Raw genomic sequence first — 20,002 nt, 5'->3', positions numbered from 1 at the left:
GCTTAAAACGAGACAGATCGCACCCGTGCGTTCAGGCGCAGGGCTACACCAAAAATATCTCACCGGTCGTCAGGTCCGGCAGGTACGCATTCACACTTTGCCCGCAGAAGCTGCCACAGAGGCGCTCGCATTGGCGGGCGAACAGAGAGCCCGCCCTTTACCTCCGAGGCGGCTGTACGGCCCGCAAATAGGCATTTGCGGCGCGCCTCTATCGTACGGCTGCCGAATATCTTTTCACCGTAGCGGGAGAGATACCAAAGTGGCGGGCCGCCTCGGATATGCTGGCCTCGTTCTCTTTACGCCACTGAACGACCGTAGCAGGCTCGTGAGCCACGGGACGACCAAGGCTTTCCTTACCTCGGTGCGTCCTGCCCGTGGCCTCTAGTGCGGCTCTAGCTGCCTTTCTGCCAGCCTCGGTTCGCTCCTTGATCCGCTGGCGCTCCATGTCTGCCACTTGAGCCAGCACGGCAAGGATTAGCTCACCCACTCCGCGTCCGATTGCTCCGAGGCCATGCACGTTCACTGTAACCCCACGCTCGATCAGCAGGCGAACAGTGGCCTGCACATCCAGCGCATCACGCCCCAGCCGGTCAACCGCATAAACATAAACCGTATCACCAGTGCGGACCTTGCTGAGTAGATCGGCAAAGCCTGGACGATTGGCTGCCAAGGTGCCGCCACTCACGCCTTCGTCACTGAACTCTTGGTCAAACTCCCCACCAAGCGCGAGCCTTTGGCTCTCAATGCTCTGGTCGCCGGTGCTAACACGATAGTAGGCAATGCGGTGCATGGGTGGCTCATAAGTTAGGTGGTGATTTAACCTAGCTCATAAGGGTGGCTCAATATGTAGTCAATATATATTTTGAGCCATAGCTCGAAAGCTACAACTTTTGCACCCCAAGAGCCATTCAACCTCACATGTCGGCTCTATCGCCAGCCCAAACGATTAATAAGTTCTCGCAACACTATGTGGTAGGCCGCAGGGGGGCGCTCAGTCAGTTATAGATAAAGGCCCATCCTCATATAAGTATTTACTATTTCGGTCGCTTAACCAACAAGCCTACCCCCTTCGTGAGAGCTATTGGCGCTCGACCAGCGGCAAGGACGCTACTGGCCGCTCAACGATTGGCTTACCTGAGAGGCGGATTGCTGCTTCGTCTGCAGGCCGCAGGAAATAGCCCATAATCCCCTGCCCCATGCCACCATATTTAACGGTGTAAAACCCGTCAGCAATCCACCTACCATGCCGCAGATACGCGTCGGCAATATTGATTTGAATGCCCCCGTAATAGGGCCGAGCATATGAAATATAGGCACCACCATTAGCAGCCCCTTCTGCGAGTGTGTTGCCTTCTCTGATAGTATTGAAATCGATCTTCAGCCCCACCACCTGATCGACATGTTCTGACAAAGTAGCAGTGAACCGCTCAGCATTGGCACTTGTAATCTCGCCAACATAAAGCGGCACATGGGATTGGGACTGAGCAAAAGAAACGCCCGAACTGGCTATCGCGCCGGTAAACAGTAGTGCTGCAAGTAATCTCATAAACCGCCCTTCATCATACCATATACCAAGCTTCAGTATCGTGCGGAGCCAAAGCCATTCCGAGATGCCTACCTGAATGGCTACCAATAAGTAACAAAGGTACTTTAATCGTGCAACTTTGATAGAGGGAAACTAATGACTGAAACTCAGATTTCTAAGCCAAGTGCCTTCAAAACTTTTCCATATGGGGAAGCCGCTTTATGGCTAGGCTTCATTTGGGTAGTGGTTCTAGCGATGGACGATAGCTTTGATCCTGATACGATCATGCTAGCTGCTGTATTTGCTCTAGCTGCCATCGGCGTTAGAGCGACACGTAAAGATCGAGAGAAACAATAGTGCGGAACCGAAAAGCAAGCGGGCTCGCGGTTGTAGGCATCCTGACGGCGTTAATACTTTACATGCAGCTTTCATCTCGGATTGAGGATGCCCAGCTCACAGCTGAATATGCTGAAAGTACCGCCCTTAATCATTCTGGGCGTCTAGACGACCTTGAAAGCAAAATAGGTAATCTGAACAGTAGAAATCCATACGCATGGTGATCGGCTAACGGATAGCAATCGCTTAGCTCAGGTGCTACAGTTACATTTCAACGTTGTAGCATCTGAGCCCCTCTAAGTCATTGATTTATAACATGCGGACGACAGTCCCTCTCTGTCCGCCACCACCATTTTAAAACCCTTACAAATCATTCGTTTCGAGAGACTATTGTCTAACAAGGCTATGCCGTTAGACAATAAGAACATTGTTGCACGCTTCAGATTTTCGCCATCGCTGCCTCGGCCAGCAGCCGCTGGTTCCGCGCTTCGATATATTTCGCGAGCTCTTTAGTCGTCTTATGGCCGGTCACGGCCTGAATCTGAACTTCCGTACAGCCTGCATCGGCTAGACGCGTAGCCGCAGACTTACGCAAGCCGTGCGCAGAGCGATCCTGCACACCAGCGGCCCTTGCGGCTTTTCGGATAAAGTTGCCGAAACCACCCTCCGAATAGCCTTTGCCGTGATTAGTGGCGACGATCACTTGATGATCACGCGATGCGACTTCCAAAGACGCTTTCAGACGCGGATGTATAGGAAGCACAAGTGCAGCAGTGGTCTTTTCCTGCCTTACCGCTATGGCGTCGCCTCTAACGTGCTTCCACGTCATCCTGCGAACATCGCCCGAACGATGTGCCGTATAGAGTAGCAAATCGAAGGCGAGCCTCTCGCGCGTCCCTACCGACCAATAACTTTCGAACGTGCTGATTTCATCCTCACTCCACGGCGGAAATCCATCGCTTTGCACCTTGATGGGCGGGATGTCGGTTGCTGGATTATCTTTTCGCCAGCCACGATCGACTCCAAATTTGAGCAGCATTCTTAAAATGCTCACGAGCCGATTGGCCTGTGACTGTCCCGAAAGGTGCTTTTTATCCGGATGCTCAGGGCTCTTCACACGATCAGCCATCGCGACCTTGTCGCGAATTTTGATGACGTGCTCTCTCTTTAAGCCTCGAACCGAAAGGCCAGCATATTCCTGCCTGATATACTCAATGAAGTGCAAATAGGTCGTGGCGGTTGACGACTTGGTGTCCCGCCACTGCGGCGAACTGAGATAGGCTACGACCAATGCCCCCAGAGAGCCCTCAATAGTACGGAACTCGCCTGGCGTTACCTCGCCCTCAAGCGCTCTGCGGTAGGCCTCCTCAAACTCGGGAGAGTATGGCTCACCTGGCAGAGAGACCGATGGTTTTCCCTTCATCCTGAAGCGGTAATATAGCTTTCCCTTGCTCACATACCGGCTAACGCCTCGCCGCTTCGTTACGCCAAGGCCGCGTCCCACGCCTTAACCTCCGCATCTTCTTCCGCTTCTGCATCTAGCGCCGCACCAGCCACCCAAATGCTGATCTCGCCATTAGGCCGGCAATCCACGCGCCCAATGTCGATGCCCTGATCTTTAAGGCTCCTGACAAACCTCCCCAGCTTGGCTGAGCTGACACCCGTCTGCTTCCGCACCGCTCAATCCCTTCAAAAACAGTGACTAACTGCCCAAAGGATTACGAACCAAACGCCGCCAATCAAGCCAAAATAAGTAGTTAGACAATAGCCCACCTGACGGCAGTCAGTGCTCGTCGATTGAAATGAGTAAGAACGTGAATGGTGGCGCGATTTATTGTGCACCCATTTACACATCCTGCCTCGGAACAGCATGCGTAAACATGCGCAGGGATGCGTCTCCATGCGTCAACTTCAAAAGCAGCCGCACTTTCATTGTCGCTCGGAAAAATCACTATCTATAGTTATGTTTTTATGCGCGAAACGGGCCAGAATGATGCACAAACGTGCACAAACGTGCACAAGACGCGCCCCAAAGCATTTATCCACACGACTTTAAGTTTATTGAAAACTGAGCCCTTCGTTAGGTCCACATTGGCACGAAGTTTTCGAGCCCAAAAACGCCGTAGGTCCACATACACCCGAAGTTTGAACAAGATCGGCACCCCAAAGGGCTTCCCCAGCTGTTCTAGATCTCCAAACGCGCCAATCCATTGCAAGAAGCGCTGAAATAAAAGCCTTCACCGGCACCCAACGGATTATCCCGACCGCGCCCAGCGAGATGACGCGCTATTAAAAATCAATAGCTTAGTGAAATTTCGGTCCACATTGGCACGAAGTTGGCTCGCAAAAATGTTCGCCCGCGCACACATCTTGCAAGGTATACAAGTATGCCTGATGTACGCTGTATACTTGTATACACTTCGAAAAGATGAAATTATTGACTTAAATACTTTCAACAGAAACCGGCGACCGATAGGCTCTTAGGGCAGCCAGAAAGCCCTACCATGCCTATCCACGACTACAGCACATTCGCCGCCTCACTCTCACACCCCGGCACCCACCTCCGCGAAGACTACCTCCCCGGCCTTGGTCTATCCCCTCAAGACCTCGCCCTAGCACTCGGCATCGACGACCAAACCGTCACCCAACTCCTAGCCTGCCAGCGCCCCGTCACACCCGACCTTGCCACCGGCCTAGCAAACCTCTTCGCAACCACCCCCGAGTTCTGGCTCAACCTCCAAACCCAACACGACGCCTCACGCCATGCGCGAGGTGGCTCACCCGGTAATACTGAACCCGAAACCCCGCTCTTAAGTGATCAGTTCAGGTGACAGCTTTGCGCCAGGAGCAGACCTTCCTTCGCCGACGGAAAGCGGTCCTTCGCTCCGTCGCGCGCGGCGTCAAACTGGCGGAGACGGTGGGACTTGACCCCCTCCCACACAGCCATCTGAAATATACGCAAGTGCCCGAAGGCGAGTGATACTGTCGGCACCGCCAGATGTCACGAACGCCACCCCCGCTAGCAAGGGGGCGCGGCAGCGACTATGGCTCAGAGATGCAATCGGAGGATTTCACCTTGATGGTCCCTGACAGGCCAGCGGGAACACCGGGACCTTGCACCTTCAAACCCTTTGCCTCTGCTGCGGCCAGCTCGTCATTGAGCTTCAGGATAAACGGGAGCCCACTACCCTTTTTTGGCATGCCGTAGGCGACGCGGACAGCCTTATCCAACTTCGCGTGCAGGTCCTTCAGCGGATGAGAGCCGGGAAGTTCAAGTGTCCGATAGAGTTCTCGGAACGTCATGTCATGCTCGTCGCACAGATCACGCCTACCTGCGCGCAGGTTTCGGGCGGCCTTAGCGACACCCGCGACTGCCTCAGCTGATGGAGACTGAGGCCAAGGGAAAGTGTCAAAGACCGTATTGGAGGTATAGCGAGGGTCCGATTTCATCGTTGAGCAGCGTTCGGTGAACCACTCCCAGTGCACATCGGACTGCAAGATTCCAAACGAATAATCATCGTCATGAGCGAATACAGTCAGAGCATCATTAGGATTTATATTAGACGACACAAACTCAAAAATGGGACGTTTGGTGACCCGGCCACAAGCGATGTACCGAGGACGCTTCCTCAACTCCTTCATCATGTCGGCGCGCTCATAGGACATTCTCCACCATTTACTCAGGAAGTTGGCGTGATGGAGATTTACCTTTGTGGCAGGGGCGTCTTTCAGAACTTCTTTATTACGGTCGGTTTCTCTCTGGGCAGCTTTCTGCCGGTCAGGAAGAACCATCGTTTGGATACGCGGGAAGACTTTCTCGAAAGCCTTGGCCTGAAGCATGTCGAGACCACTGAAGTCGATCACATACCTTGAAGGCTTCCCGCCTTTTCTTCCGACGAGGTCGTCAGACGTCAGGAACGGTCTCAAAATTTTAGCATACGATTTGTCGTCTCGGATGATCGCCTTGGCGCTCGACTTCTCGAGAAGGAAGCCCTTATGCCCGTGGGTCTGCCCCTGATAGCACCCGCCCTTCCTCGCGTTCACGTCGATCTTTCGAGCCTTCGTCACGTCGTGCGCAAAGGACAATGAGGCTGGCAGGCGATCCAAGTCCGTGTACCGCCAACCCGTAGCGGGATCGTTTCCATCTTGGTTGTACAGGCGCTTCAGCCCGCTCTCGCTGCCTTTGACCCAGTTCACGATCGAAACGTGGACCACTGCGGTTCCTGGCCAGATCATGCTGGAAACGGCTTCAGTGATCGTTCCGGAAGCGACGATGTGATCTAGGCCGCTTTCGCGGCTGTAGTTCTGCCGGATCGTGTTGGTCGCAACAAAGCCAGCCCGTTGTCCGTCTTTGAGGACCGCGTTGGCTCGTCTCAACCAATAGACACAGAAATCCGCGCGGCCATCGATGTCGGGGTAAGCCAGCCGAAGCTTTCGGAGATAGGCCGGACTCAGTTCGCCTTGGATCTTGTTCTTGCTCTGGAAAGGCGGGTTTCCCACGATGGCGTCGGCTGCGGGCCACTCATCAAATAGCGCGTCGGCCAGCCGAATGTTCTGGTCCATGTTGTCGAGGGGGAGCGTGGGATCGTCGCCGAAATCCAGTTCTTCATTGCCTTTCCCCCCTTCCTCGTCGGTCGAGAAGGCTTTCAAGGCTTCGTCGTAAACAAGTTTCTTGGCCAGCATCAGCGTGACCTTCGCCAGTTCCACGCCGAAGGGATCGTTGTCCAGACCGAAGAACTGCTTTGGCCGAATGACATTTAGCGTCTTAACCTGTCTGGCGAACTCCTTTGCACTGAACCTCTCCTGAAGTCGGGTCATTATTCGGATGTCCAACCGCGCTAGCTCACGGAATGCGACATACAAAAAGTTCCCACTGCCGCATGCCGGGTCCAGAACTCGGAACGCCTGTAGCTCCTTCCTCAGCTTGAGGAGCTCCTTCATCGTTGGTGCTGAATCGATGCGTTCCCGCCATGGGGCGACGATGGTTGGGCCGACTACCCTGAGGATGTCCGCTTCCGACGTATAGTGGCGCCCGTGCTGGTGCTGGACTGAGGCATCCATACTCTGCTGGAAGAGAGTGCCGAAAATCGCTGGATTGACCTTGCTCCAGTCCTTTTTGGCGACGCCGGTTTCCCCCCCGATCAACTCTAGGTCGCCCTCGTTCAGCTCCACTGGATCGATCTTTGAAAACAGGCCGCCGTTGAAGTAGGGCACGCCTGCGTATCGGCCCCCTGTCGCAGGAACCGGATTGTTCATTTGGGCAAAGAGCCCCCCGAACAGGTCGTAAGATGATTGCTTGTGCTCAAGACAATCTCGCACGATTGCGGACACCATGCCTGACGGGATCAGGTCTATGTCCTCAGCAAACATCGCAATCACAAGTTGTAGAACAAACCTCTGGGCTTGATCTCTGGGGATTGCTTTTTTTGGCGAGCGCCCGATCAAGCGCCTGAATAGCTCAGCCGTGAGCTTAGCGGCTCCGCGCGAGACCTCCTCGCGGTCATTGCCGAACAGTGGCTCTTGGTTATCAGCGAACAGGAAATTGAGCGCGGTGTACCGCTTGGAAAGCTCTTCAACTCGAACGATATCAACCGGCTCGTCCAGCTGTCTATCGAAGTCGTAAATCCAAAATTCATCGAAGTTGCAGAGAACTACGTAGCGAGGGCGGTTCGGAACCGCATTTAGCCAGTACTGAAAAGCTTGGTTCAGATGAAGGTGGAGTTTTTCCCCTCGGCGCTTCATCTCGATTAGCACGCGCGGCTTCCAGATGAGGTCTGCGAAGCTGGTCCCCTTTGAGGATGCCTTCTTTATGCGGTATTCCAGAACCGCACCCGCTTCCTTGTATCCCTCGTGCCCGAACGCCTTGAACAGGCGATCGCAAAATACTTGGGCCTCGCCCTTCTCGTCGCCGTCCAAGGTCAGGGCGTACGCGACGAACTGATTGAGGCGATCTACCGTGTAAGACAATGAAATTCCTCCCTAAGGGGCTTTCAACCATGGACCATGATTTGGTTAAGGGATGATGGCCGCGTGCGAGGGGGGGCATGCCAACAACTCAAAGGCCGTAGACCCGGCCCCTCCGTGTGAACGCAAGCCGTGCGCCTTCAAGGATCGCGCAAGCTGCCTCCTTCGTTTGTGGGTCATCGATCGATCCCCGCGAAACTATCGTCGAACGCTCATTGTTGGCTTTCAACACTATGATCTGCTCAGCGTCGCCCAAGACGGCGATGTTGGGGTTGTGCGTGACGATGATGATCTGCCTCTTCTCCTTCGCTTGACGGATCACTGGGACCAGTTGCGAGTAGATAAACTCGCTGTCTAGGTTGTCTTCAGGCTGATCGATGAGGAGGGGGTTGGGGCTGTCAGATGATAGCATCAACGCGAGGAGAACCGACTGCTGCTGGCCGAGAGAAAGTTGCCCAAACTCTCGGACGAGAAAGCGAGATACTCCTTGGGCGTCCGTAGAGGCTCTGCTGACCGTCAGCTTGGGTCGATCAAAGACCGGTACAGTCTGCAAGCGCGCCAGGTTTGCGGGTTCCTTGAACCGGTCGATGAGGTTCTGCGCTTCTGGGCGCGAAAACACTGCCACGTTGTCTGCGGTACGGAGCGCCGCAATTGGCGACGGGTCGCTTGCCGCAATGGCTGCCAGTAGCCTTGGTACCGTGAGCGTCTGGGTCACAAGGGTCGCGCGTTGAACCTGTGTGGTTCGCCATCCCATGACCTCGACCAACAAATCATGTCCCTGCGGCGAGTACGAATCTGCCTCAAACTTCAGTGTGACGTTCAGGTCGGTCAAGGCGGCCCGCAACTTCGCGGTTGCCCGAGTAGCGAAGCCGATACGCTTCACGGAAACGGTTGCCCGCGCCTTCCAGCGATCAGCGACTAGCTTGGCGAGTTGCTTTTCGAGCTCAGTCAGATGCGGAACCCACGTTGCCAGGTTCTTGATCGAATTGACCAGAGACGCCTCATCAACCGTCAGCTTGTTTATATACGCGGTATCAACTTGGAGCCCTTGTCCTTCAAGCGCGGCTTTCCGCTGCTCTATGTCGGTAAGGAGCGTTTTCTCTTTCTCCGCCCATTCCCGTACTTTCAGTGAGATTGAAGCGTTTAAAGCTCCTGACTTCGATTTAAGAAGCGTTTCGGAACTCTTTAGGTCGTCCTCGAACGCCTTGGCGCTGGCAGCAATAGCCGTATATTCTGCTTCACCGACAACGAGTGTGGATGGGTTAGGTACAGACTGGAGTGAAGCTAGCGCTTTGCGAACTGCCGCATAATCGATGCTCTCATTTACTATTTTTGCATCGTTTACAACTTGGCCTCTCGTCTGTCGCTCTAGCTGTAGTTGTCGGCTGAGTTCGATGATCTTCTTTGCCTCGCCTTCATCTAGCTTTCGTATTTGCTGCTGCTTAATCGAAAGGTCGCGCTTAATTTGTGGGATTAGATCGACATTCTTACGCGCCTCGGCAATCTTTGCTTGAAGATCGTATATTGATAGCCTCGCGCTTTCCTCTGATTTTAGTTCAGACGATACGTCAGTGAAGCGATCTAGATAAGAAAGCAAAGCTCCGGGATCATCTTGAGCTTTCTGGCTTATCTTTTGTGTTTCGCCTTGGCCGTAACACTCAACCGGTATCAGCTCTAATCCCTCAAGCGGGTCGAATATGTTCGTCGGGGATAAATCTGACTTGCTGAGAATGAGTTGGTGACTTTGGCCAACTTGGTCTGTGAAGGCGATGTCGATGCGCTCTGGCCAGACGTCCGAGCCGACTACCGGATTATTACTCAGATGAGGTGAGAATGCGCGGATGGCTTCGAAGGTCGTGGATTTGCCCGTGCCGCGCCCCCCGATGATGCAGTTTAGGTTGGGACTGAAGTGGATCGCCTGATCCTTCAGAAATCCTCCGGTGAGCCTCATCGCCTTCAGAACTGGAACCTTTTTAGGCAGTTCGTCCTCGATACGCACCCGTGCATCACCATCGGTGAGTGCGTGCTTCAATGAGCCGAAGGATAGTGCCTGCACTTTATAGCGCGTGACCCTGTTGTCGCCCGCCGCATTTCGCCCAAGGGCCGTGATGGTGTGGGCGTCCGAGTTGAGGATCCGAGAGAGTGGGCTAGACGTTCCGCTGTGACGTTGAACTCGCTCTCTTCCAAGAGTTGCCCTAGCCGCGTCCGGGTCGGCTTCAGTAAATGTGATCGTTGACGAGGCGTTCTTGAGCTCAATCCCTAGCAGTGCTGGATGGCTTATGATGTCGGCTTTGTGAGGACTGGCCCCAGGCATCTCCGTATCCAGCCCTTTGGGAGCATCGACGTGTGCCAGCACTCCAAAGCCGCCGAGTTCCTGAACCTTGTCGAGGCAATCGGCCATGCCGTTCTCGCAGCGCGAGTTTGAAAGTCCCCGATCATTTAGCTTGAGCTGAGCATGAAACCGCCGAAGCGCGTCTAGGTTGGGAAGGTAGCATAAGAGGTGGCCCTGCATGGTGCTGAGTTCGATGGCTGGGACGACCAGCAAATCCTTCCCCGCAGCGGCATGTATGGCCCGCTCGACCGCGTCGATCTCGTTGTGGTCAGCGATAGCCACAATGCTGAGCCCTTCTCTAATCGCGGTCGCAACAATCTCCTCTGGTGTGGCTGTGGGGTCTGAAACATCATGCGACCCGACATTGCTGTGGATGTGCAGGTCTCCCCTTACAAAGACCGCGCCATTCGTCAGCGCCACGACGTCCGACAGATCGTCCAAGTTATCCATATTTTCCTCCGACACTGCACCTGACATATCACGCCCTAGTTGAGAGGGTAGGCGGGATGCGTGTCGGAGCCACTCCACGACCTATCGGCGATAAAGAGACGCGAGAGCAGTTATTCCGAAAGCCATACGACCGATTCCCCTCTCCCACGTATCCAACGCCCCAGAGCCGACGCTGACCCCCAGTTCTCTCATCAGCACCGGGCACTGTCTCCGAAGCGGACGTTCTGGAGATCCGCTAAGAGTCACTAACGGTCTTTCTCGGTGGCCTAAGTTCGGTACTTCGGATGCAGAAGGGCCGGTTTGGCGCTCTGGTTTCGGTACATCGGATGCACTGAGCCATAGGCTGACACCAACTAAGCAGGCACCTCAGAGTTCCTCGTAGGCGGTCTCGAGGAATTTCAGTCGTCGCGGCAGGATGGCCCTGATCGCATCATGGGCTTCTGAGTGAAAATCGTCCGGCATGTCGGCCAGTGCCTTCTCCGGTGCCGTTTCCGCAACCGTCCGTATCTCGTCCACGACTTTTCGCATGGCCGTCGCGCCCAGACCCGCGGCCTTGCCGCTCTGGACGAAGTGGCGTCCGAGGACATCGTCGATCCGGTAGCGCGGCGACGCGCCAGCCGATATGGCCAGACGGAAGTCCTTATGGAGGATCTGCTTCGCATCAAAGGCCGGTTGGGCCGTCAGCACATCGTAATAGGGGGTCAGCTGGAATCGTCCGCCGGGCCTCAAGAACAGGCTGAAGTTCTTGGCGTGGCCGTCCGTGGCACCGATCAGCCAGAACAGAATCTGACTTCTGAAGAAGGCCATCCGGTCTCGGGCCGGATCGTCGGCTTCCTGAAGACGGTCGAGGATGTCCTTCATCCCCGGTCCTCCGTAGGACTGGTACTTTTGGCTGGAGGGGATGGACAGCGCCTGGCACATATCTTCCTGAGGCAGGCGAAGCAGTCGGCCGTCCGACCGCCAGACTCGATCAAACCGTTCCACAACCAGCACCCGCCTTTTACCGAAGCTCGCGATCTCGGTCTTCGCCGTCTCCAGTCCGAAGGCCCGCAGGAGGGCGAGACAGTAGTGCTCGTTGTCGACGCTGTGACTGAGATCCACCTCGCCTGACGCGGTCGGTATGCGGCCCAGCTGTGGCTTCAGGATGTGCGTCGTCGGCGTGGATCCGATCGGTCGTTTCCATTGCCCCTCATGGAACAGCAGGGCCGTCTTCTCCTGCGCTCCAGCGATGGAAATGCGGAAGCCTTCGTCGGGATCGACGCCAAGCGGGGCCCGGGCGAGATTAGCAAGCAAGGTCTCGATCCCGGCGTTGCTAATCGGCTCCGCCTCGATGGCTCCCGAGGTATCGACGTCCAGCCCGTCAGGTAGGAACTGCATCGCGCCAACGCAGTCCCTGCCGATTTCCGCCAGCAGGCTATAGGTGTCGACGCCTTGGGCACCGGTCTTCTCGGCGACCTGTTTGCGAACCGCAGGATTGTCCGGCAGGAGGTTGTCGAACACCGCATTGACCGCCGCGCCTCGAAAGGCAGCCTCTTGCAGGGGCAGGGACAGAGAGATCGGGAAGGTGTGCTTCCAATCCATCCAGTCGCGACTGTACTGGAAGAAGACGGCACCGTCGGCCTCCTTCTCTAGGCGACCAACCTGACGACCGTTGATCAGGACGTTCAGAGGCACATAGGCCCGACGACGCCCCATCAGAAGATGTCCTCGATATCACCTGACGAACTGCGCGACCGGGGCGTGAGCGTCATTTCCAGATCGAGCGCCGCCAGCAGGGCGTAGATGGTAGCGATCCTGGAGCCGGGCGCGCCGCTCTCGATCTTCGAAACCATTTCCTGTCGAGTGCCAGCGAGATCAGCCAGTTCGGACTGGTTCAGCCCCTTGGCTTTCCGGCATCGCTGGATGAAATCCCCGAGCTGGCGGGGTGAACGCGCGAGCTGTTCCATACGGTTTCTCCTATGCGTCATTCAGCATAAACTATATTTATGTCGTTTTCAACATAAAGCCTAAGTATGCGATTTTAAGCATAAATATTTTATATGTGTTTTTCGGTATAAAATGCTGAGACTGGATCATGAGCCAAGCGCCAATTGGCTTTAGGCCACCTGCCGAGATTGCTCGCTAATGCCAAACGAAACGCCAATATTTTCCCTCGCAAGGTATCGACCCGCAAACTCGCGCAAACGGTCAGCACCGTAAGCATGCGGCGTTATGATCATCCGTGAGACAGAGTCCCAAATGGCACTATCCAGATAGCTTGCCGTCTTTTCTGGACCGATCAGGGCGAGCACCTCACGTCGGATATCTGGATTGGGAAAACATGCGGCGACAGGTGTCAGCTTTGGCGACGGCCTGAGAGACGCTCGGGAATCTTTAATGGGTTTATAAAGGTATTGTCGGCCATCCATGTCCGGTTTTTTGGTCATGGGTGTCCGGTTTTTGGCGGGATAAGAGGACGCTGATGTCCGCTTTTCTGTGCGGGTTTCAGGGGCCTTTTCGGTGCACTCCGAGGCCTTCGGGCGGAAGAGTTCGATGCCGGTAGGGACGGTGGCGAAGTAGCGGTTGGTACGGCCCCTGCCCTTTTGGATCTCAATGTCGAGGAAGCCCGCTGCCTGAAGCTCTGACAGCAAGCGACGCAGTTGGCGCTCACTGACGCCTAGAAGCTCGCTCATGCTGTCCTGACCTCGCCAAGCACCGCCCTGAAGCGGGTTGAGGTCGTGGAGGATCAGGCCTGCTACTGCCTTGGCCGGGAGCGATAGGCCCGGCGTCGCGCTGACCAGTTGGTGCCAGGCCAGCTTCTCGGCGGTGAAGTTATCAGGGTCTAGGCGGCGGCTCATTGGTGAGCCTCCGCGGTTGCAGCGTTCGCTAGAACACCGTAGAAAGGCACCTTGCTTGTGCCTTGTCGCAAGTTGTTATGGACCCCGTCTAGCGCTGCAACGCTGGCGGGGTTTTTCATGGCTGAAACGCCCCCGCGCCCGTTAGACAATTGGGTAAAAAGCCTTTTGAAATCAAAGGCCCCTATTGGGGCCGTTAGACAAACTAACTGTTTGATTTCCTTAAACGAGAGGACTTCCTCTCTGTCCACCCTCGGCCACCCTATGGGCGACTTCACCTATCATCTGATGATGTACCGGTTGCCGCCACACATGATCGGCGGTTTTGCAGGGGTCGATCTGGAAACCCTCGGCATCCCCAGCGAAGCCGACTATCTGGCCACCTATTGCGAGCGCGTCGGGCGGACGCCACCCTCGGCACAAGAACTGCGCTTCTACATGGCCTTCAACATGTTCAGGCTGGCCGCTATCTTCCATGGCATCAAGGGACGTATCGCACGCGGTACCGCCGCCTCGATCCACGCTCAGACCATGGCCGACAACCTGCCTGAACTCGCCGCCCTCGCCTGGGCACAGACGGAGACGACCTTATGAGCCAACCTGATCTTGAACAGGGCCGCGCTATCGCAGAGCGCATCGAACAGTTCGTCCGTGATGTCGTCATTCCCTATGAAAAGGATCCGCGCGCCACAGCCCACGGACCGACTGACGAACTGGTCACGGAACTGCGCGAGCTGGCCCGTGAAGCCCGCCTGCTCACGCCCCATATCGGTGCGGATGGTTCCCATCTGTCACAGCGGGCGACGGCGCTGGCGCTTCAAGCCTCGGGGCTGTCACCCCTAGGGCCTGTCGCCCTGAACGTCATGGCCCCCGACGAAGGCAATATGTATCTGTTGGGAAAGGTTGCTAACGACGATCAAAAGCACCGTTTCCTTACCCCGCTGGTGAACGGCGAGGCCCGCTCGGCCTTCTTCATGACCGAACCCGCCGAGGACGGCGGGGCGGGGGCCGACCCTTCCATGCTCCAGACCACTGCCGAACAGGATGGCGACCGCTGGATCATCAACGGGCGCAAGGCCTTTATCACCGGCGCGGTCGGTGCCTCTGTCGGTATCGTCATGGCCCGCACCGACCCCGGCGATGGCAAGACCGCCGCCACCATGTTCCTGATTGACCTGCCTGATCCCGCCGTGCGGGTCGAACGGGTGATGGAGACGATCGACTCCTCCATGCCCGGTGGCCATTCGATCGTACTTCTGGACAACCTGTCCGTCTCCTCGGATCAGGTACTCGGCGCGCCGCATCAAGGCTTCCGTTACGCTCAGGTTCGCCTCAGTCCAGCGCGGCTCAGTCACTGCATGCGCTGGCTGGGGGCCTGCCGCCGCGCCCACGAAATCGCCTCCGCCTATGCGGTCAAGCGCCACGCCTTCGGCAAACCCCTGATTGACCACGAGGGTGTCGGCTTCATGCTGGCCGACAATCTGATCGAGCTAAAACAGGCCGAGTTGATGATCGACTGGTGTGCTGGCGTACTCGATACTGGTGCCCTCGGCACAACCGAAAGCTCCATGACCAAGGTCGCCGTGTCCGAGGCCTTGTTCCGCATTGTCGACCGCTGTGTACAGGTTCTGGGTGGCACCGGCGTCTCGGGCGACACCGTAGTAGAGCAGGTCTTCCGCGAAATCCGCGCTTTCCGGATTTATGACGGGCCCAGCGAAGTGCATCGCTGGAGTTTGGCCAAAACGATCAAGCGCCAGACATTGTCCATTCAAACGTCTTGAAACCGACAGTTCGGATCAATCATCAGTTGGGCAAGAGAGATCGCCGTCCAAATCTTTGTACGGCATGCCCCTCTTCGTTTGCCTTCCTATGGCTATGCGCCCTAAGCCTCGTCCAGTCCGATCCGAATGGCATGGGAATAGGGAGCGCTGGCCGGAAGGCGTCGAGCCTTTTCAGTGATATGGGCATTCGCCTTGATATCGGCCAGCGGGCGGTCGTTTTTGATCACGCCGAGGTCGTACAGATAGTCCTGCGTGTGGCCCGATAGCAGGATGCGCCAGTCCATGGGCAGGCGCTTGTCTACGGTGCGGGCCAGCTTCCAGATCACGGTGGTGCAGTTGGTGGTGATGGTCTGGTAAAAGCGCGGCTTGGCGGCCAGATCATTGCCGAGGCCGACATAGGACAGGAACAGGGCCTTCCTTTGCGCAGGCGTCATGGTCAGCGGGAAGATGGACACGTCCTCGTTGCGGGCATGTGTGCGCAGCTTGACGATGTCCTCTTCGGTGGCCCCGATCAGGACCAGTTCGAACTGTTTGAAGAAGCCGCCGATTTCAGAAAACTTCTCGTGCTTTTCGCGGCGGATTTCAGCGGAGAACACCACATGCTGGCCGTCCGAAAAGCCAAAGCTGACCATGGTGTGGGCGATGTGGGGGCTGGCCCAGACGGTGCTGATGAAATCGACGGTTTCGAGTTGATCCAGATGGACCGTCTGGCTGATCCAGCGCGGTTCGCCATCATCGCGGGCGCGCCAGCGGAAGTCGCGCACATTGGACAGATGCACGCTGGAGCCCTGGATATCGGCCACGACACCGCGCGACAGTTCGGGAGCCCAGTCGCGCAACTGTAGCGGGCGAACCTGCGCCCAGCCTAGAGCAACGACAGCGACCATGATGGCCAGAACCGCCCATGCCCGTCCGCGTCCCATCAAGGACACCCAAGCCTGAAGCGCCAGCATCAAGAGCGGGACGGCATAGGCCCACACGCCCATCAGAGGTCGCAATTGGTAATGCACGGCCAGCGCCGTCCATGCCACCACCGGCAGGGCCACAAGCAGGCTGCCCCACGCCCATTTCGCGCCCGATGCCCGCGCCTTAATCGCCGATACTGTCACGCAATCCCCCTTGGTCAGCATCCGTCATACGACAGGAACGCCCTAATGCGCCACGGTCCGAAACCGCTTCAAAAAGAAAGGGCCGAACCTTTTCAGGTCCGGCCCCTTCCCGCATCAAGAATGGACAGGATCAGGCGGCGAGCACGCTGTTGGCGGCGCTGATGACGGCGCGGGCCGAGGCGGTGGCGACGTCGCTGTCAATGCCGGCACCAAAGACGGTGCGGCCATCTTTGGTCTTGCACTGGACATAGGCGGCGGCACGGGCGTCGGTGCCTGCGCCGATGGCGTGTTCCTGATAGTCGATGATTTCGAACTCAGGGGCACCCGCCTCGCGGATACCATCCAGCAGGGCCGAGATCAGACCGTTGCCACGCCCCGAGATCGGCGTGACCTTGTGGCCGATCTTGACGTCGCCGGTGAAGACGCGCTGGCCGTCGCTCTTGGCGCGGCCCTGTTCGCTAAAGGTCATCAGTTCGAAATACTGCGCACCTTCCAGACGATAGGCCTTTTGGAAGGCGTCCCAGATGTCGGCACTGGTCAGCTCGCGGCTGACCTCGTCGGCTTTTTTCTGCACGGCGCGGCTGAAGTCGGCCTGCATGGCCTTGGGCAGTTTCAACCCCTTGTCCTGTTGCAGCACCCACGCCATGCCGCCCTTGCCGGACTGTGAATTCACACGGATGACCGCCTCATAACTGGCCCCGATATCGGCTGGATCAATCGGCAGATAGGGCACGTTCCAGAGCTGGTCGTTGCGTTTTTCCTGCGCTTCAAAGCCCTTCTTGATCGCATCTTGGTGCGAGCCGGAGAAGGCGGTGAAGACCAGTTCACCCGCATAGGGATGGCGCGGATGGACGGGGATCTGGTTGCAGTATTCGACGGTTTTGACGATCTGCTCCATGTCGGAGAAGTCCAGTTCCGGCGAGACGCCTTGCGTGTACATATTCAGCGCCAGCGTCACCAGATCGACATTACCGGTACGCTCGCCATTGCCGAAGATGCAGCCCTCGATACGGTCGGCACCGGCCATCAGGCCCAGTTCTGCCGCCGCAACGCCCGTGCCACGGTCATTATGCGGGTGCAGCGAGATGATCACGGCCTCGCGGCGTGACAGGTTGCGGATCATCCATTCGATCTGGTCGGCATAGATGTTGGGGGTCGAGCATTCGACCGTCGCGGGCAGGTTGAAGATGATCGGCTTTTCGACCGTCGGCTCCAGAATGTCCTGAACCGCCTCGCAGACCTCCAGAGAAAAATCCAGTTCGGCGGTCGAGAAGGTTTCAGGCGAATATTCAAAACGCCAGTCGGTGTCGGGGCGTTTTTCGGCCTCTTCGCGCAGCATTTTTGCGCCTTCAATGGCCAGTGCCTTTACCCCTGCGCGGTCCATATTGAACACGACTTCGCGCCATGCGGGGGACACCGCATTATACAGATGGACAGTGGCGGTACGGGCACCTTCCAGCGATTCAAACGTCTTCTGGATCAGGTCGCGGCGTGACTGGGTCAGCACCTGCACCATCACATCTTCGGGGATGCGATCTTGGCGCACCAGACCCGAGATGAAGTCAAACTCGGTCGCGCCCGCCGACGGGAAACCGACCTCGATTTCTTTCAGCCCGATCTTTACCAGCATGTCGAAGAAGCGCTGCTTCTTGTCGGCATCCATCGGGTCGGCCAGCGCCTGATTGCCGTCACGCAGGTCGGTGGACAGCCAGCGCGGGGCCTTGGTGATGGTTTGCGACGGCCACTGACGGTTTGGCAGGTCGATTTGAGGGAAGGCACGGTATTTTACCGAGGGGTCGCGCAGCATGGGGTGCGCCTCTCTTGGTCAAGCGATTACAGTCGGGAGATGTGCGGCGAACGCAAGTCGCCACCGAGGCAGCCGTTAACCCCGGCGGCCACTCATAAGTCGTCCCATAGCTAGGCTCATCGGAGCCATGCGCGAACGGGCGACACCTGCATGTGCAAGCTTCTCAACCATGCCGCTGACCTAAGACAGCCAGACGCAAAAATCCACCTTTAAAATGGCCATGTCGAAATATTGCATGCGCTTCGCCTGCGGAAACGGGCAGTTGCTACGCAATAAAAACATCGCTTTGGCCGATTCCAAGGAACAACCACCCCCGTCCCTGCCGAATGCCGGACCTTTATCCCGCATTACAACATGATCGGGTCACAGCCATGCCCGCGCCGTTTAGGCCGCGTTTTGCGTCTCGCTCCACATGTCCAGATCGGTTTCCTGTCCGATCAGGGCCAGACCGGAAGCGATGGATTCGAACTCGCTGCCGCTTTCGATGCGTTCCTCGCTAAAGCGGTCCACAAACATGCGGCGCACCGCAGGCACAAAGGACGTGCCGCCGGTCAGGAAGACGCGATCAATGCCCTCGGGAGCCATCCCTGCCCGTTCCAGCGCAAGGTCTACGGCCCCTTCGATCTGGGCCAGTTCGGGGGCGATCCAGCCCTCGAAGGTGTCACGGCTGACGATGTGGCGGATATCGACATCGCCCTGTGCGAAGACGAACTCCGCCTCGTCCTGTGACGACAGGGCGATCTTGAGCGCCGACACCGACTGGTACAGGGCATAGCCGTAGTTTTCATCCAGTACCTCGACCAAACGTTCCATCTTTTCCGGCTCGTCGGCATTACGGACCAGACCGCGAATGTCCTTCATGTCGCGCGAGGCCCGCAGCAGGGCCAGCTGCTCCCATTTGGCAAAGGCGGTGAAATAGCGTTGCGGCACCGGCAGGGTCTTGCCCATGGCCGTATAGGTCGTGCCCTTGCCCAGTTCCGGCGACACCAGATTGTCGATGATGCGATAGTCAAACGCATCGCCCGCAATGCCGACACCGGCGCGGCCCAGTGGCGTGGAGCGCAGGCCCTCGGGCGTAGGCTCGAACCGGATAATGGAAAAGTCGCTGGTACCGCCGCCGAAGTCTGCCACCAGAACGGTCGCCGTCTCTTTCAGGCTGCGGGCAAAATAGAAGGCCGCGCCGACCGGCTCATAGGCATAGCGGATATCGCCAAAGCCCAACTGCGTGAACGCGGCCTGATAGCGTTCCAGCGCCAGCGGCTCGTTGGGGTTGCCGCCTGCAAAGGTGACGGGGCGCCCCACGATCACGCGCGGCGGCAGATTGGCCAGTCCCTCGCCCGCATGCTGGCGCACCTGCTCCATAAACACGGCCAGCAGGTCTTCGAACCTGTAGCGGCGACCGTCGATGACGGTTTCGCTGAAGGCGGCACTGGCGGCAAAGTTTTTGAACGACTGGATGAAGCGCGTTTCCAGCGGGTCTTCCAGATAGGTTTCAACCGCCCACGGCCCTGCCGAAATGACGCGTTCGGGGGCCGATCCGTCGGCGGCGGGAATGATCTGAAAGCCCAGCGCCGAGCGGAAACCCGACAGGCCACCGGCTGGCCCTTGCAGCGTCACCACCTGCGCCTCCTGCCCCGGTAAGCTGAGCGCCATCACCGTATTGGTGGTGCCAAAGTCGATGCCCAGAGTAGCGATGGGGGCGGCAGCAGAAGAAACAGTCACGCGGCGGACTTTCAGGTCAGGCATTGATCGGGGGGCGCTCCCCCTAGCGCAAATCACGCCGCGATGCGCTCTTTTTCCACATGGGCACGCCAAAAGTCACACGCGAAAAAGGCCGCCCCTTACGGAGCGGCCTTTCGCATTT

At 57.2% G+C, this 20,002-nt stretch carries 15 protein-coding genes; 4 read left to right on the top strand and 11 right to left on the bottom strand.

Annotated elements, in window-relative coordinates; genetic code table 11:
* Nucleotides 1-208 precede the first annotated feature (208 nt).
* Nucleotides 209-790 carry a recombinase family protein gene (locus tag WEU32_RS04200; protein ID WP_406852987.1) on the bottom strand — a complete coding sequence of 194 codons (582 nt, stop codon included), beginning with the start codon at nucleotides 788-790 and terminating at the stop codon, nucleotides 209-211.
* Nucleotides 791-1,078: 288 nt separating this feature from the next.
* Nucleotides 1,079-1,546 (bottom strand): hypothetical protein, encoded by a 468-nt coding sequence (locus WEU32_RS04195; RefSeq protein WP_406852986.1) that lies wholly within the window; start codon nucleotides 1,544-1,546, stop codon nucleotides 1,079-1,081.
* Nucleotides 1,547-1,681: 135 nt separating this feature from the next.
* Between WEU32_RS04195 and WEU32_RS04190 the strand changes: the two genes are divergently transcribed.
* Nucleotides 1,682-1,882 carry a hypothetical protein gene (locus WEU32_RS04190; protein WP_406852985.1) on the top strand — a complete coding sequence of 67 codons (201 nt, stop codon included), beginning with the start codon at nucleotides 1,682-1,684 and terminating at the stop codon, nucleotides 1,880-1,882.
* Between the two features lie 418 nt (nucleotides 1,883-2,300).
* Here the strand turns inward: WEU32_RS04190 and WEU32_RS04185 are convergent, their stop codons facing one another.
* A complete protein-coding gene (locus tag WEU32_RS04185; RefSeq protein ID WP_406852984.1) occupies nucleotides 2,301-3,152 on the bottom strand; it encodes a tyrosine-type recombinase/integrase in 852 nt (283 codons plus the stop codon).
* Between the two features lie 1,213 nt (nucleotides 3,153-4,365).
* Between WEU32_RS04185 and WEU32_RS04180 the strand changes: the two genes are divergently transcribed.
* Nucleotides 4,366-4,692, top strand: a complete 327-nt coding sequence (locus WEU32_RS04180; protein ID WP_406852983.1) for a HigA family addiction module antitoxin — start codon at nucleotides 4,366-4,368, stop codon at nucleotides 4,690-4,692.
* 211 nt (nucleotides 4,693-4,903) lie between these two features.
* Here the strand turns inward: WEU32_RS04180 and WEU32_RS04175 are convergent, their stop codons facing one another.
* The 5 genes from WEU32_RS04175 to WEU32_RS04155 form a co-directional block, all read right to left on the bottom strand.
* Nucleotides 4,904-7,828, bottom strand: coding sequence for a DNA methyltransferase (locus WEU32_RS04175; protein WP_406852982.1), 2,925 nt, complete (start codon nucleotides 7,826-7,828; stop codon nucleotides 4,904-4,906).
* Between the two features lie 88 nt (nucleotides 7,829-7,916).
* Nucleotides 7,917-10,607 (bottom strand): TrlF family AAA-like ATPase, encoded by a 2,691-nt coding sequence (locus tag WEU32_RS04170; protein ID WP_406852981.1) that lies wholly within the window; start codon nucleotides 10,605-10,607, stop codon nucleotides 7,917-7,919.
* 366 nt (nucleotides 10,608-10,973) lie between these two features.
* Nucleotides 10,974-12,302: a type II toxin-antitoxin system HipA family toxin gene (locus tag WEU32_RS04165; RefSeq protein WP_406852980.1), complete on the bottom strand. Its 1,329-nt coding sequence runs from the start codon at nucleotides 12,300-12,302 to the stop codon at nucleotides 10,974-10,976.
* On the bottom strand, nucleotides 12,302-12,553 hold the full coding sequence (locus tag WEU32_RS04160) for a helix-turn-helix domain-containing protein (RefSeq protein WP_406852979.1): 252 nt from the start codon (nucleotides 12,551-12,553) through the stop codon (nucleotides 12,302-12,304). Before WEU32_RS04160 ends, WEU32_RS04165 begins: the two co-directional genes overlap by 1 nt.
* Nucleotides 12,554-12,703: 150 nt before the next feature.
* On the bottom strand, nucleotides 12,704-13,444 hold the full coding sequence (locus WEU32_RS04155) for a hypothetical protein (RefSeq protein WP_406852978.1): 741 nt from the start codon (nucleotides 13,442-13,444) through the stop codon (nucleotides 12,704-12,706).
* A gap of 261 nt (nucleotides 13,445-13,705) precedes the next feature.
* Here WEU32_RS04155 and WEU32_RS04150 point away from each other — a divergent pair, with 261 nt between their 5' ends.
* Together WEU32_RS04150 and WEU32_RS04145 are read left to right on the top strand one after the other, a co-directional pair.
* Complete coding sequence (locus WEU32_RS04150) at nucleotides 13,706-14,035, top strand: hypothetical protein (protein WP_406852977.1); 330 nt, start codon at nucleotides 13,706-13,708, stop codon at nucleotides 14,033-14,035.
* A complete protein-coding gene (locus WEU32_RS04145) occupies nucleotides 14,032-15,222 on the top strand; it encodes an acyl-CoA dehydrogenase family protein (protein ID WP_406852976.1) in 1,191 nt (396 codons plus the stop codon). Before WEU32_RS04150 ends, WEU32_RS04145 begins: the two co-directional genes overlap by 4 nt.
* Nucleotides 15,223-15,323: 101 nt before the next feature.
* Here the strand turns inward: WEU32_RS04145 and WEU32_RS04140 are convergent, their stop codons facing one another.
* The 3 genes from WEU32_RS04140 to WEU32_RS04130 form a co-directional block, all read right to left on the bottom strand.
* Complete coding sequence (locus tag WEU32_RS04140; RefSeq protein WP_406852975.1) at nucleotides 15,324-16,331, bottom strand: DUF4105 domain-containing protein; 1,008 nt, start codon at nucleotides 16,329-16,331, stop codon at nucleotides 15,324-15,326.
* Nucleotides 16,332-16,461: 130 nt separating this feature from the next.
* Nucleotides 16,462-18,138 carry a 2-isopropylmalate synthase gene (leuA, locus tag WEU32_RS04135; RefSeq protein ID WP_406852974.1) on the bottom strand — a complete coding sequence of 559 codons (1,677 nt, stop codon included), beginning with the start codon at nucleotides 18,136-18,138 and terminating at the stop codon, nucleotides 16,462-16,464.
* Between the two features lie 384 nt (nucleotides 18,139-18,522).
* Complete coding sequence (locus WEU32_RS04130; RefSeq protein ID WP_406852973.1) at nucleotides 18,523-19,884, bottom strand: Hsp70 family protein; 1,362 nt, start codon at nucleotides 19,882-19,884, stop codon at nucleotides 18,523-18,525.
* Between the last annotated feature and the right edge of the window lie 118 nt (nucleotides 19,885-20,002).

Origin of the sequence: Brevundimonas sp. BH3 (genome assembly GCF_045345115.1) — a bacterium.
GTDB lineage: Bacteria > Pseudomonadota > Alphaproteobacteria > Caulobacterales > Caulobacteraceae > Brevundimonas.
This window is presented reverse-complemented; position numbering and strand designations above follow the sequence as displayed.